The sequence below is a fragment of the Pseudomonas sp. BT76 TE3572 genome (assembly GCF_050435365.1).
GTDB classification, from domain to species: domain Bacteria; phylum Pseudomonadota; class Gammaproteobacteria; order Pseudomonadales; family Pseudomonadaceae; genus Aquipseudomonas; species Aquipseudomonas fluorescens_W.
Genome location: NZ_JBNDKE010000001.1, coordinates 6,273,713 through 6,288,671, shown reverse-complemented (window position 1 = coordinate 6,288,671; position 14,959 = coordinate 6,273,713). Strand labels below are relative to the sequence as shown.

Sequence of the window (14,959 nt, the reverse complement as noted above, 5' to 3'; positions counted from 1 at the left end):
AGCGTGCGGTTTTACCTCAAGACTTTTCGAGGTTGGCCAGAATGTGCCCGTGGACACGCATGCAGATCTTCAAGTCCGCCTCATCGACGCCTTCGAACAACTCGTGGCGCAGTTGGGTGGCAATGGTTTCAATTTGTTCGATCAAGGGAAGGGCCGGGGCACAGAGGACGATTTTCTTCGCCCGGCGGTCTTCCAGCACCGATTGACGTTGCACCAGTCCCTGGCTTTCGAGGCTGTCGAGCAGTCGCGCCAGGGTCGGCCCTTCAACGCCGACGCTCTGCGCCAGTTCACGTTGGGTCGGGGCATCCTCAAAACGCGCCAGGTGCAGCAGCACCAGCCAGCGCGCCTGGGACAGCCCCAGGCCAGCCAGACGGCGGTCCAGTTCGGCACGCCAGCCGCGCGACATCTGGGCCAGTTGCATGCCAAAGCGGTGTTGGTCGGTTAACGGCATAAAACACTCATGATTAGACTGAAATAAAGAAAAACTAATTATTAGTCAGCTAAGCATGACCCTTCGCCAGAGGCAAGGCTTGCTCTGTACTGAATCGTTACATCTATGTGGCAGGTCACCTAAATCTCGAATTCGGATTGCAGCGCCGCCCGAACACAGTACAAAACCCCTTCCGGAACCTTCCCGGTGAACAGTGCAGCAATCTCCGACACGGGCGGCAACTCGCCCTCGCCGTCGAGGAACGCGTCCTGGATTTCGCCCATTAACTCTTCGGGCAGATCCAGCGCTTGCTCCAGCGACAACTGCTGCTTGCCAATCGCTTCGGCGAGCAGCGTGTAGACGTTCTTTTCCGAGCATTGCAGCTGACCGGCGATCTGCAACGGTGTCATGCCGGCGCGGGCCAGGGTGATCAGTTCGTGGCGCAGGTCGGCCACCACTTTCGGCGCCTCGACTTGCCCGCCGAGGACTTCGAGGAAGGCCTCGCCGTAACGCTCCAGCTTGCGCGCGCCAACGCCGCTGACCGTGGCCATTTCCGACAGCGAGGTCGGTTGGCTGCGGAGCATTTCCAGCAGTGTCGAGTCGGGGAAGATGACGTACGGCGGCACGCCATGCTCCTCGGCGAGCTTGCGGCGCAGGGCGCGCAGGGCTTCCCACTGTTCGCGCTCTTCGCCGCGAACCAGTTGGCTCGCCTGGCTCTTGCTGCTCTTGGCCGTGGTTTGCGGCTTGAGGTCGCGACGCAGCTCCAGGGTCACTTCGCCCTTGAGCAGCGGTCGACAGGTGTCACTCAGGCGCAGGCCGCCGTAGCCTTCGAGGTCGATGTCCGCCAGACCGCGGGCCACCAGTTGTCGGAACAAGGAGCGCCATTCGCTCTCGCCCATTGCTTTGCCAACGCCATACACCGACAGGTGTTGATGGCCGAAGCTGCGAACCTTTTCGTTGTCCTTGCCCAGCAATACATCGACCAAATGCCCCACGCCGTAGCGCTGGCCGGTGCGATAGATCGCCGAAAGCGCCTGACGGGCCGGCTCGGTGGCGTCCCAAGTCTGCACGCCGTCGACGCAGTTGTCGCAATGGCCGCACGGCTCGGGCATGTCTTCGTCGAAATAGGCCAGCAGCGTCTGGCGACGGCAGCGGGTTTCTTCGCAGAGCGAGAGCATGGCATCGAGCTTGTGCTGCTCCAGACGTTTGTGACGCTCGTCGCCCTCGGAGTTCTGCAGCATCTGCTTGAGCATCACCACGTCTTGCAGGCCGTAAGCCATCCAGGCGTCTGCCGGCAGACCGTCTCGACCGCCGCGACCGGTTTCCTGGTAGTACGCCTCAAGGGATTTTGGCAAATCGAGGTGAGCGACAAAGCGCACGTTGGGCTTGTCGATGCCCATGCCGAACGCCACGGTGGCAACCATGATCAGGCCTTCCTCATTGAGGAAGCGCTTCTGATGGTGAGCCCGGGTATCGTTGGGCAGACCGGCGTGGTACGGCAGCGCCGGGAAGCCTTGCTCGCTGAGAAACACCGCCACTTCGTCGACTTTCTTGCGCGACAGGCAATAGACGATGCCGGCATCGCTGCGCCGTTCGGCGAGGAACGCCAGCAGCTGCTTGCGCGGCTGCTCTTTGGGCACGATGCGATAGAAGATGTTGGGGCGGTCGAAACTCGACAGGAAACGCTCGGCATCCTGAAGATGAAGGCGGTCGACGATTTCTTCCCGGGTACGCTTGTCGGCGGTCGCGGTCAGGGCGATGCGCGGGACGTTGGGGAACAATTCCGCCAACTGGCCCAATTGCAGATATTCGCGGCGGAAGTCGTGGCCCCATTGGGACACGCAGTGGGCTTCGTCGATGGCGAACAGGGAAATTTCAAGACTTTGCAGGAAGGCCAGCATCCGTGGCTGAACCAGACGCTCGGGCGCGAGATAAAGCATTTTCACTTCACCTCGCTTGATCCGTGCCGCCAGATCACGCTGCTGCTCGGCGCTGAGCGTGGAGTTCAATGCCGCCGCGGCGACGCCCAGCTCTTCGAGGGTGGCGACCTGGTCGTCCATCAGGGCGATCAGCGGCGACACCACCACCGCCAGGCCTTCGCGCAACAGCGCCGGCACCTGGAAACACAAGGACTTGCCGCCACCGGTAGGCATCAGCACCAGGGCGTCGCCGCCACTGGCCACGCGCTCAATGATTGCACCCTGACGGCCACGGAAACTGTCGTAGCCGAAGATGTCCTTGAGGACGCGTTGAGCCTGTTCGAGCATAGAAACTCCAAAAATCACAAAAACATCCCTGCAAGGCTGGTTCAGAACCACGAAGGCTGCACCGACAAATCGTAAGTGCGCATTGCATGACGCTTCACATTTCAGCCGCGACGCCGGCAGGGCATCACAAAACGCGCGAGTATACCCGACCCCTCCGCTGCAAAGGGTGCCGCTGATAAGACACACGAATGCCAATGCAACAAAGAACCCTGTAGGAGTGAGCCTGCTCGCGATGGCGGCGTTACATTCAAAATCAGTGCTGACTGGCCCACCGCTATCGCGAGCAGGCTCACTCCTACAGGGATTGCGGTGTTTCCTGTTCTTGCGAGGGCTGCAAAAATGCCGCGCGGCTGGCCCAAGCGCTCAAGAAGGCCTAGAATTCCCGCATCTGTTTAATTCCCAAGGTAGCCCTTTAATGTCCTTCGCTGAGCAACTAACCCGTTTGCAAGTCTTCCTCGACGCCGACGAACTGCATGACGAGGCGCTGGACTACGTGGCCGCCCACGGCTACCTCACTGCGCTGTCGATCTGTTCCGAAACCGTTCCCGACCGTGAATGGATCGACGCCCTCTTCGCCGAAGAACCGCATTACGCCGACGACACCGAGCGTGAAGCGATCGAATCCACCCTGCTGGCCCTCAAGGCTCACATCGCTCGCCAATTGGCATCCGATGAAGAGTTCGAGCTGCCTTGCGACCTGGACCTGGGCGAAGAGCCGGATGACTCCGACCTGCGCGGCTGGTGCATCGGCTTCATGGAAGGCGTGTTCCTGCGCGAAGCGGCCTGGTTCGAAACCGCCGAAGACGAAGTCAGCGAAATGCTGCTGCCGATCATGGTCGGTTCGGGTCTGTTCGACGAACAGCCTGAGTTCGAAGACATCGCCAAAGACGCCAACCTGATGGACGACATGATCGTACAGATCCCGGAAGCCCTGACCGCGCTGTACCTGCTGTGCCAGGCGCCAGACGAAAAACCGGCGATCCTCAAGCCTCGTCACCACTAAGGTTTTGCCTATGGACAACCCCATAGGCAACCGCTCCCTGATGTTGCGTTACGTGCTGCTGGCCATCGGCTGGCTGAGCGTAGCGCTGGGGGTGATCGGGATTTTCCTGCCGGTGTTGCCCACCACGCCCTTCCTGCTGCTGGCGGCCGCCTGCTTCGCCCGCAGTTCGCCGCGTTTCTATCATTGGCTGGTTGAACATCCGCGGCTTGGGCCATGGGTTCGCGACTACCTGAGCGGCAACGGCATCCCGCTCAAGGGCAAGGTCTACGCCATCGGCCTGATGTGGGCGAGCATCCTGCTTTCCTGCTACCTGGTGCCCCTGCCGTGGGCGCGGGGGTTCATGCTGACCAGCGCCGTCCTGGTGACCTTCTACATCCTCAAACAGAAAACCCTGCGCAAATCCTGAAAACACCACAATCTCCGTAGCAGCTGGCGAAGCCTGCGTTCGGTTCGGTCCGCATATCAGCCCGACGATTTGTCCTGCCTCGCTGAAAACACCGCCTAGACTTCAGGCATCTGCACCCGAGCGGCCAGACATGTCCCGCAGTCCGCGTCGTCCAGGATGGTCAACGCTCCGACTTCGGCTCGGCGGATGGCTGTTGCTGATCACTTTTCTGTTGGCCGGGCTGGGCAGTGTCGGGGCCAACTGGAGTTTTACGCAGATCCTGCAAACCGCCGAAGATCGCTACGGCACCCTCGGCCCGGGACGGGGAAGGATCGAGGCCTGGGGGCAGATGCTGCAAAGCGAAGTCAATGCCCCCGAGCGCGAGCAACTGAACGCGGTCAATCGCTTCTTCAATCAGCAACTGAGCTTTCTGGACGACACCCGCATCTGGCACCAGACCGATTACTGGGCCACGCCCGTCGAATCCCTGATCAAGGGTTCCGCTGATTGCGAGGACTACGCACTGGCGAAATATTTCAGCCTGCGCTACCTGGGAATTCCCAGCGAAAAACTACGCATCACCTACGTGAAAGCCCTGACCCAGAACCAGGCGCACATGGTGCTGACGTACTACAACAGTCCCACGGCCGATCCGCTGGTGCTGGACAACTTGATCGGCGAGGTCCGCCCCGCCTCCCAACGCAAAGACTTGCTGCCGGTGTACGCCTTCAACGCAGAAGGTCTGTACTTGCCGGGAGCCAATGGCGGCAAACGCAGCAGCGACTCGAAAAAACTGTCGCGCTGGCAGGACGTACTAAAAAAGATGCAGGCCGAAGGGTTCGCCGTGGGCGACGGCTAGCCACCTGAGCAAGGAGCGATTTATGTCACTGCGTAAACAGTTGTTTCTCGCCATCTGCCTGTTCTTGCTGGTGGCGTTCAGCGGCAGTTTTTTTGTCAGCCTGGAAAGCTCTCGCGACCAGATGCTCGGCCAGTTGCGCTCCCACGCCCAGGACGCCGCCACCGCGTTGGGTTTGTCGTTGACGGCACAAATCGATGACCCGGCCATGATCGAATTGATGGTCAGCTCGATTTTCGACAGCGGTTACTTCAGCAGCATTCGAATCATTAACATCGAGGATGCGCAGGTGCTGGTGGAGCGCAGTGCGCCGGGGCAAATCGAGGGCGTTCCCACCTGGTTTGTGAACCTGGTCAACCTGCACCCGCCCGGTGGCGAAGCGCTGATCATGCGCGGCTGGGTCCAGGCGGCACGGGTCGAAGTGTTGAGCAATCCGCAGTTCGCCCTGGCCAAACTCTGGGACAGCACCCTCGGCAGCCTGATCTGGTTGCTGGTGTGCGGCCTGCTCAGTGCGGTGTTTGGTGGCTGGTTGCTGCGCCGGCAATTTCGTCCACTCGACACCATGGTCAAACAGGCCGAAGCCATCAGCAAACGCGAGTTCCTCAGCCTGCCGAAACTGCCGCGCACACCGGAGTTGAAACGCGTGGTATTGGCCATGAACCAGATGGTCGAGAAGCTCAAGACGCTGTTCGCCGAAGAGGTCGCGCGCAGTGAAAAACTGCGGGCCGAGTCCTATCAGGACAGCCTTACCGGCCTGGCCAATCGACGCTTGCTGGATGAAGAATTGGCCGACGAGTTGCTGGTCTCCGAGCAGAGCAGCGACGGCCATTTGCTGATGCTGCGAATCAACGATCTGGTCGGTCTCAACCAACGCTTGGGTGGCCAGCGCACCGATGCGCTGATCAGCGCCGTCGGTGAATTACTCAAGCGCCTGACCCAGCCACCGGAACGTCGCACCTGGCTAGCCGCGCGCAATCGCGGCGGTGAATTCAGCCTGCTGACGCCAGGCCTGGACAGCGCCGACGCCGCACGCCTGGCCAGCGAAATCAGCGCCACCCTGGAAAACCTGCGCCTGACCGGCGCCAGCGACTCCATGCCGGTGGCGCATTTGGGGATCGCCCCTTACCACCCCGGTGAGCCCGCCAGTGACGTGCTGACGCGACTGGATCAGGCGTTGACCGAAGCCCGGCAACATCCAGAGCGCCCGTGGGTCCACTTGGCCGATGCCATCACCGCGCCGACCCCGTCCCAAAACGACTGGCAAACCTGGATCGACGACGCCTTGAACCAAGGCAAGATGCAGTTGTATTTCCAGCCAGTGGTGCAATGCGCCGACACCAGTCAGGTACTGCATCACAAAGTCCTCGCGCGCCTGCTCGACCCGCAGGGCGAGGCCATTGCGGCCGGGCACTTCCTGCCGTGGATCGAGCGACTCGGCTGGTCGGCGAGGTTCGACCTGGCCATGCTCGAAGCCACCCTCGACTACCTCATCATCAATCGTTGGCCGCTGGCGTTAAGCCTGTCCGGCAGCACCCTGCGCGATCCAGCGCAGCTGCAACACATCCTCGACATGCTCGAATCGCTGCCCGAACTCGCGCCGCTGCTGATTCTGGAAATCGACGAACGCCAACTGCCCCCTCAGGAAGAACTGCAACGCCTGAGCCACAGCCTGCTCAACACCGGTTACCGCATCGGCCTGCAGCATTTCGGCGGCAGCTTCGGCCAGATCGGCAACCTGGCTCAACTGGGGCTGGCTTACTTGAAAATCGATGGGGCGTACATCCGTCACATTGATGAGCAGAGTGATAAACGGCTATTTATCGAAGCGATATTTCGGGCGACCAACAGCATTGATTTGCCGTTGATTGCGGAGATGGTGGAGACCAAAGGGGAGCTGGAGGTGATCCGGGAGTTGGGATTGTTTGGGGTGATGGGGCGGTTGATTGGGCCGCCGGAGCCGATGTGAGGGGTTCGACCGTTCGTCGTAAACGTGGGTTTACCTGTCAGATATGACAGTAGGCAAACACTCACGCCGACTATCTAATTCATCCCTATCGGTGCCTCCCATTCGAGAAGCCGGGCGCCTCTATGGAAGGTACGTACTCATGAACAACCCTGTGACAAACGCTGCCACCGCGTCCAGTGGACAAGTCGTTGTATTTCCGCCCGATCGCGGCATCGGCGTTCTGGCAGTCGTCCCTCCCTACCAAAAGGATAAGGACAGGATAAGGGGACGGATCTATTTAATATTGAGCGTTTAAAAAGATCGCAGCCTGCGACAGTTCATACAGCGGATTGCATTTGATCCTGCTGGAGTTGCCGGGGGCTGTGATCTTTTGCTTTTAAACTATGGCGTTTAAAAACACTTCCGGACACGCCTCCCAGGCTACACATCCTTGCGCCATTGCCTACAGCTACGCCAGAATCCGCCGGCTTGTGCGCCTTGGGGGTGGGTTCTATTGTGGTCCGGTCGCTGACGAATCAGCGATCGGGTTTGGTAGCCCGGCTTAGACTTGGCGCATAGCGTCACCCGATACAGGCCCTTCCGGGGCTGTGTATTTATGGTGGTCATGCGCAGGGCGTCTTCGGGCGCGCCGGTTTTCCAAGTCACCGGTCTACCAACCTTCGTATGGCCACCACCCCTTCGTTTGGTAGCGAAAGATGATGGCTCCTTTTCTATGATTTGGAGATTCATCCATGTTCAAACCCACACCCAACCCGCCCGAAACCGCCCCCACCTCCCCCTACGAATCCCTCGATTCGAAAAAACTCCACGAAGCCGCTGACCGCGCGCTCGACCACTACCTCTGCCCGCCCGGCTCCACGCCGCCCCCACGTAAAACCCGCGGGATGTATGCCGTGACCGCGGACACAAAAAACGAGGAACTGTTGACCGATGCCTGCGAAACTCTCGCTTCGGCAAAGACCATCGCCCAGGACTTCGCCGGCCAGTTGCCGGGGCCGCAGCGCCGGACGGTGTTGGGGATTGCGCAGTTGATCATGCTCGGGGAACTGGCGGTGAATCGGGTGCTGGATAATCTGGAGTTGCCGGGCTGACCGAGGCCTGAGGAACACTTACTGATTGATTCGGTGTCCATTCTGGCCCTTCGCGAGCAAGCCCGCCCACATTGGATCGTTGTCGAACACAAAATCTGTGATCCCAGAGGATCAACTGTGGGAGCGGGCTTGCTCGCAAAGGCTGACTCACCGACGACACATCTCTTCAGACAGAAAAAACCCGCCGCACCGTTTGATCGGGCGGCGGGTTTTGTCGTTTCAGGCTCGAATCAAAAGCCGATCACACCGTATCAACCTTCAACGAATGATCATTCAACATCCCATTGATGATCGTCGCCGTATCGTGCCCACCGGCAATCACCCCACCCGCCCCCGGCGTTACGCCGTAGTGGCTGGCCAGATTCACACCCGCCAGATCGATAGTCTGGTTCGGCGCAGCGCCAGCCATGGCGGTGACGTCGATGCTGGTGACCAGTGAGTCGCCGCTGCCGGTGACTTTGAAGTGCAGGTAGTCATCCAGCGACGCAGCAGTGCTGTTTTCCCCTTGCAGCAGTTGCGACAGGTCGAGTTTGTCGATGCCCGGCGTGAAGTCGGTGACCACGTCGTGGCCGCTGTTGCCTTTGAGCCACTGGAAGGTGTCGGCACCGCTGCCGCCGGTGAGGCTGTTGTTGCCCAGGCCGCCAATGAGGAAGTCGTCGCCGCCCCCACCGTTGAGCATGTCGTTACCCAGGCCGCCGTTGATGATGTTGCTGTGGTTGTCGCCGGTGAGGCTGTCGTTGAAGTTCGAGCCGGTCAGGTTTTCGATCGCCGTCAGGGTGTCGGTCCCGGCGCCCGCCGTGTTCTGCGCACCGAGTACGCCCAGATTGACCGTGACGCCGGCCGTGGCGTGGGCATAACTCGCGGTGTCGACGCCGGTGCCGCCGTCGAGCAGGTCGTTGCCCGCGCCGCTGTAAAGCAAGTCATTGCCGGCGCCACCGTGCATTTCGTTGTTGCCGGAACCGGCGGTGAGCACGTCGTTGCCGTCGCCGGCATTGATCACGTTGTTACCGTCGCCCGCCACCAGTACATCATCGCCTGCCGTGCCGGTGAGGGTGTGGCCGTCCTGATAGGTGATGGTCACGGCGGCGTTGTCGCTGCCGCCATGGCTGTCGTTGGCGGCGTAGGTGCCGTGGGCGTCGGGCGTGATGTCGTGGGCACCGGCGTAGTTGACGGTCATGGTCAGTTGGTAGTTTTCCGCCCCCTTCCCGCTGTTGCCCGGACCACCGTTGTCGATGTTGGTGATGTGGATCTGATAGGTGCTGTCCGATGTTGCGGTGAGGGTTTGGCCGTCCGCGAGGGCGATCCATGCGCCGCCATTGATTGAGTACTCCATGGCGACATGACCGGCCGCCAGGTTGTGATCCAGGTTAAGGGTTTCACCCTGTTTGAGGTCGACGGTGATGCGGTCCTCATCGTGGGGATTGTTGACCGCTCCCAGCGCCCCGCTGACGACCAACACCGCCGTCATGGCTGCCGTGTTGGCGACGAATGCACTGCGGGCAAGGGTCACCGCCTGCGCGTTACCGCCGGTGAAGCTGAAGTTTTGATGAGTGCCGGTGAAGTCCGCGCCTTTGGCAATCCAACCGGTGCTGACGGTGGTCGGCGAAGCGGTCAGCGGATCGCCATTCGGATCGGTGTCGTTGGCCAGCAGCAACTCGCCCGGCACCACGATGTTGCCCGACAGCACGTTGGTGATGATGTGGTCATCGACCACCACCGGTGGCGCGTTCGCAATGACCGTCGACACCGAGCTGGCCTGGTCGCCGTCGTTGTCGCTGATGCAGCTATTGTTCACGTCGATGGTGATGGTGGTGGTCCTCTCGTCGCCATCGCCATCGCTCAAGGTGTAGGTGAATACATCGGTCGCACCGGGACCGTTCACGGCGCCCGGGGTACTGTGATAGACCGCGTTGCCCGCGGCATCCAGCGTCAGGTAACCGTAGGTGCCATTGATCTGGCTGTTGAGGCCGCCGATGGCCGAGGTCGAGGTGTCTGAACCGGCGCGCACGCCGACCACCCCAATCCCATCGGCATCGTTGAAGTCGTTCGCCAGCACGTTGCCACTGACGGTACCGCCTTCGGCGACCGAGACCGCGTCGGGGTTGGCGGTCGGCAGGTCATCGACGATTTTGACCACGATGGTGCTGGTGGTGGAATGGCCCAGGGCGTCGGTGGCTTGGTAAGTGAAACTTTCGCTGAGGGTATTGGCGCCGTCGTTTGCATGCGGTGTGGTGCTTGGCGCCGACGTCAGCGTATAGGTGTAGGAACCATCGGGATTGAGCAGGATCTGCCCGTAGGTGCCCGTGGCGCTGCCGACCAGGGTGTAAGTGATCGCACCGACCGCACCGCTGACCGAGCCGACCAGGGTGCCACTGGCGGTTTCAAGCGTGTGTTCCGGCTGACTGCCGGTGACGGTGCCGGGCGCCAGATCCTGGCCGTCCTTGTTCAGGTCGAGGGCCTTTTCGTAGACGGTCACGTCGCTGTCGCTGGCCGCGCTGATGCAGCTGTTGATCACGTCGATGGTGATGGTGGTGGTGCTTTGGTCGCCGTCGGCATCGCGCACGGTGTAGGTGAACACGTCGGTCGCCCCGGGGTCGCTCACGGCGTTCGGGTTGCTGTGATAGACCGCGTTGCCCGCTGCATCCAGCGTCAGGTAACCGTAGGTGCCATTGATCTGGCTGTTGAGGCCGCCGATGGCCGAGGTCGAGGTGTCCGAACCGGCTCGCACGCCGAGCACCGCGCCGCCTGCGGCAAGGCCATCGGCGCCCCCGACGTCGTTCCACAGCACGTTGCCACTGACGGTGCCGCCTTCGGCGACCGACGTCTCGTCGGCATGGGCAATCGGCTGATCATCGACGATTTTGACCACGATGGTGCTGGTGGTGCTGTTGCCCAGAGAGTCGGTGGCTTGGTAGGTGAAGCTTTCGCTCAGGGTGTTGGCGCCGTCGTTCGCATGCGGCGTGGTACTTGGCGCCGAGGTCAGCGTGTAGGTGTAGGAGCCATCAGGATTGAGCAGGATCTGCCCGTAGGTGCCGGTGGCGCTGCCGACCAGGGTGTAGGTGATCGCGCCGACCGCGCCGCTGACCGAGCCGACCAACGTGCCGCTGGCGGTTTCTCCGGTGTTGCCCGGTAGGCTGCCGGTGACGGTGCCGGGCGCCAGATCCAGACCATCCTTGTTCAGGTCGAGGGCCTTTTCGTAGACGGTCACGTCGCTGTCGCTGGCCGCGCTGATGCAGCTGTTGATCACGTCGATGGTGATGGTGGTGGTGCTTTGGTCACCGTCGGCATCACGCACGGTATAGGTGAACACGTCGGTCGCCCCCGGGTCGCTCACGGCGTTCGGGTTGCTGTGATAGACCGCGTTGCCCGCTGCATCCAGCGTCAGGTAACCGTAGGTGCCATTGATCTGGGTGTTGAGGCCGCCAACAGCCGAGGTTGAGGTGTCGGAACCGGCTCGCACGCCGATCACCGCGCCGCCTGCGGCGAGGCCATCGGCGCCGCCGACGTCGTTCCACAGCACGTTGCCACTGACGGTGCCGCCTTCGGCGACCGAGGTCTCGTCGGCATGGGCAATCGGCTGATCATCGACGATTTTGACCACGATGGTGCTGGTGGTGCTGTTGCCCAGAGAGTCGGTGGCTTGGTAGGTGAAGCTTTCGTTCAGGGTGTTGGCGCCGTCGTTTGCATGCGGCGTGGTGCTGGGCGCCGACGTCAGCGTGTAGGTGTAGGAGCCGTCGGGATTGAGCAGGATCTGTCCGTAGGTGCCGGTGGCGCTGCCGACCAGGGTGTAGGTGATCGCGCCGACCGCGCCGCTGACCGAACCGACCAGGGTGCCGCTGGCAGTTTCTCCGGTGTTGCCCGGTAGGCTGCCGGTGACGGTGCCGGGCGCCAGGTCCTGGCCGTCCTTGTTCAGGTCGAGGGCTTTTTCGTAGACGGTCACGTCGCTGTCGCTGGCCGCGCTGATGCAGCTGTTGATCACGTCGATGGTGATGGTGGTGGTGCTTTGGTCACCGTCGGCATCGCGCACGGTGTAGGTGAACACGTCGGTCGCCCCGGGGTCGCTGACGGCGTTCGGGTTGCTGTGATAGACCGCGTTGCCCGCTGCATCCAGCGTCAGGTAACCGTAGGTGCCATTGATCTGGCTGTTGAGGCCGCCAACCGCCGAGGTCGAGGTGTCTGACCCCGCCCGCACGCCGACCACCGCGCCGCCTGCGGCGAGGCCATCGGCGCCGCCGACGTCGTTCCACAGCACGTTGCCACTGACGGTGCCGCCTTCGGCGACCGAGGTCTCGTCGGCATGGGCAATCGGCTGATCATCGACGATTTTGACCACGATGGTGCTGGTGGTGCTGTTGCCCAGAGAGTCGGTGGCTTGGTAGGTGAAGCTTTCACTGAGGGTGTTGGCGCCGTCGTTTGCATGCGGCGTGGTGCTTGGCGCCGAGGTCAGCGTGTAGGTGTAGGAGCCATCGGGATTGAGCAGGATCTGTCCGTAGGTGCCGGTGGCGCTGCCGACCAGGGTGTAGGTGATTGCGCCGACCGCGCCGCTGACCGAACCGACCAGCGTGCCACTGGCGGTTTCTCCGGTGTTGCCCGGTAGGCTGCCGGTAACGGTGCCGGGCGCCAGGTCCTGGCCGTCCTTGTTCAGGTCGAGGGCTTTTTCGTAGACGGTCACGTCGCTGTCGCTGGCCGCGCTGATGCCGCTGTTGTGCACGTCGATGGTGATGGTGGTGGTGCTTTGGTCACCGTCGGCATCGCGCACGGTGTAGGTGAACACGTCGGTCGCACCCGGGCCGCTCACGGCGTTCGGGTTGCTGTGGTACACGGCGTTGCCGTTGGCGTCCAGCGTCAGGTAACCGTAGGTGCCATTGATCTGACTGTTCAGGCCGCCGATGACTGGGGTCGAGGTGTCTGAACCGGCGCGCACGCCAACCACCGCGCCCCCTGCGGCGGGGCCATCGGCGCCGGTGACATCGTTCCCCAACACGCTGCCGCTGACGATGCCGCCCTCTGCGACCGAGGTCGAGTCAGGGTTGGCGGTCGGCAGATCATCGACGATGTTGACGTTGATTTGCCCGGTCGCCGTGCTGCCGTCGGCATCGGTGGCAACGACTTCGAAGTTCTCGTAGATGCTGTTGGCGCCATCCGCATTGGGGTGGTCGCTGTCGTAATTCAGGGTGTAGCTGTAGCTCACCACGCCCGTGGCCGGGTCGTAACCGGTGATGGTGAAGGTGGCGCCCGTCCAGGTAGTGGCCGATAGCGGGAAACCTGCCGCCACCCCACCGCTGACCACCGCAACGCCGCTCACGGTCAGGGTTTGCAGGCCATCCGGCGCGTTGACGGTGAAGGTGCCGCTCTGGGTCAGGGCCGGGGCATCAGGGTCGCTGCCGTAGCTGAGGTTTTTTTCGTAGACGGTGATTTCGCCGCCTTCGACGTTCAGGCCGCCAATCGTGACCGGGTCATCGTTGTTATGGATGTTCAGCACAAGCTTGGCAGTGCTGGTGTCGCCGTCGGCATCGGTCAGGGTGTAGGTGAAGGATTCGGTCCCGGTGCCACCCGCGTGCAAGGTTTTGAAGTCGGCGTCGCTGGTGTTCAGGGTGTAGGTGTATGTGCCGTTGGCGTTGAGCACCAGGGTGCCGTATTTACCGGTGAAAGTGCCGCCAACCACCGGCCCGCTCTCGGGTCCGGCAGGAATGCGATCAGCGCCCTGAACGTCGTTGGGCAGCACACTGCCGGTCAGGCTTACCAGAGTTTCCGACGCGGTGCTGGCGTTGTTGTCATCGAACGCCTTGGGCACATCGTCGGTGATGTTGACGTCCAGAGAACCCGTGGCGGTATCGCCATTGCTGTCGCCGGCCACCACGGTGAAGTGTTCGCTGAGGTTGTTGGTGCCGTCACCGGCCGGATGGGTTTCATTGTCGTTGAGGGTGTAGCTGTAACTCACAACCCCCGTGGCCGGGTTGTAGCCGGTGACGGTCAGGGTATTGCCCAACGGGGTGGTGATTGTTTGCGGGAAGCCTGCGGCAACGCCACCGCTGATCACGTTGACCCCACCGATGCTCAGGCTGGTCAGCCCGTCAGGAGCAGACACGCTGAACGTGCCGGTCTTGGTCAGTGCCCCGGGGTTGGGGGCCGAACCGTCGGCCAGGCTGGCCTCATTGAGGGTCAGTTCGCCCCCTGCCACCGACAGGCCGGAAAGGGTCACCGGATTGTTCGGCACCTCAGGAACAACCGGTGTCACAGGAACAATCGGTGCTACAGGATCAACCGGTGTTACAGGAACAACGCCTGCCCCTCCTGATCCACCTGAACCACCTGAACCACCTGAACCGCCTGCGCCATTGTCGCCGTTGCCACCGTTGTCCGGGTTTCCAGCCAGCCGCCCCAAGGGAAATTCGGGAATGCCGTTGAAGCCTGCGGTAGGAAAACCAATAGTCGGATCGACACTCCCCCCCACCTCTTCAAGCATGACAAACGAGTGGCCGCCGCCCAGTGCACCCGGTGCTCCGGTCGAATCCGGTCCGGCCGCCGTGGGGTCAGCGGTCTGGGTCGGGTCGTCGCCGGCAGCGATCGCTTTTTGCAGTTGCTCGACATCGGTCAGTTGCACCTGAGTCGGCGTCACTGCTTCAGCGGTCTCTACATGGGGTGCCTGATGCGCGAGTAACTGGGGCGTCATCTCCAGACTGCTACCACGCCCAAGTGTCAGCTCCTGGCCATTTTGCAGATGAACCGCCACCGCGCCTTCGGCCCCGGTGACCAGTTGATCGCCGGTGAATAACCGGTCCCCCTCGACCAGCGCGCGTCGGGTGCCATCGCTCGCAACCGCGAACACCTGACCAATGACCTTACTGACAATACCGATGAGCGTAGCCATGTGCACTTCCTCCGCTGCCAACCGCTGTCGGCATCCTGTTTTTGCGAAGAACGTGCTCCTGGCTCTAACGGGTTGCCTGGCGGAATCGCC

Annotated in this window: 8 protein-coding genes; 5 read left to right on the top strand and 3 right to left on the bottom strand. The window is 61.9% G+C overall.

Annotation, left to right across the window (positions count from 1 at the left end):
* Positions 1 to 16: 16 nt before the first annotated feature.
* Positions 17 to 451: a MarR family transcriptional regulator gene (locus ABH912_RS28710; RefSeq protein ID WP_033055913.1), complete on the bottom strand. Its 435-nt coding sequence runs from the start codon at positions 449 to 451 to the stop codon at positions 17 to 19.
* A 119-nt stretch (positions 452 to 570) separates the two neighbouring features.
* Complete coding sequence (gene recQ / locus ABH912_RS28705) at positions 571 to 2,697, bottom strand: DNA helicase RecQ (RefSeq protein WP_046055971.1); 2,127 nt, start codon at positions 2,695 to 2,697, stop codon at positions 571 to 573.
* Positions 2,698 to 3,112: 415 nt separating this feature from the next.
* Here recQ and ABH912_RS28700 point away from each other — a divergent pair, with 415 nt between their 5' ends.
* The 5 genes from ABH912_RS28700 to ABH912_RS28680 all read left to right on the top strand — a co-directional run bounded on the left by ABH912_RS28700 (position 3,113) and on the right by ABH912_RS28680 (position 7,998).
* Entirely contained in the window at positions 3,113 to 3,700 is a 588-nt protein-coding gene (locus tag ABH912_RS28700; RefSeq protein WP_008156162.1) for a YecA family protein, read from the top strand.
* 10 nt (positions 3,701 to 3,710) lie between these two features.
* Positions 3,711 to 4,106 carry a YbaN family protein gene (locus ABH912_RS28695; protein WP_429512290.1) on the top strand — a complete coding sequence of 132 codons (396 nt, stop codon included), beginning with the start codon at positions 3,711 to 3,713 and terminating at the stop codon, positions 4,104 to 4,106.
* A 130-nt stretch (positions 4,107 to 4,236) separates the two neighbouring features.
* Positions 4,237 to 4,944, top strand: a complete 708-nt coding sequence (gene lapG / locus ABH912_RS28690; protein WP_429512289.1) for a cysteine protease LapG — start codon at positions 4,237 to 4,239, stop codon at positions 4,942 to 4,944.
* Between the two features lie 22 nt (positions 4,945 to 4,966).
* Positions 4,967 to 6,907, top strand: a complete 1,941-nt coding sequence (gene lapD / locus ABH912_RS28685; RefSeq protein ID WP_429512287.1) for a cyclic di-GMP receptor LapD — start codon at positions 4,967 to 4,969, stop codon at positions 6,905 to 6,907.
* Between the two features lie 731 nt (positions 6,908 to 7,638).
* Positions 7,639 to 7,998, top strand: a complete 360-nt coding sequence (locus ABH912_RS28680; protein WP_283183517.1) for a DUF6124 family protein — start codon at positions 7,639 to 7,641, stop codon at positions 7,996 to 7,998.
* Positions 7,999 to 8,239: 241 nt separating this feature from the next.
* Here ABH912_RS28680 and ABH912_RS28675 read toward each other — a convergent pair whose 3' ends face one another.
* Entirely contained in the window at positions 8,240 to 14,869 is a 6,630-nt protein-coding gene (locus tag ABH912_RS28675) for a retention module-containing protein (protein WP_429512284.1), read from the bottom strand.
* Between the last annotated feature and the right edge of the window lie 90 nt (positions 14,870 to 14,959).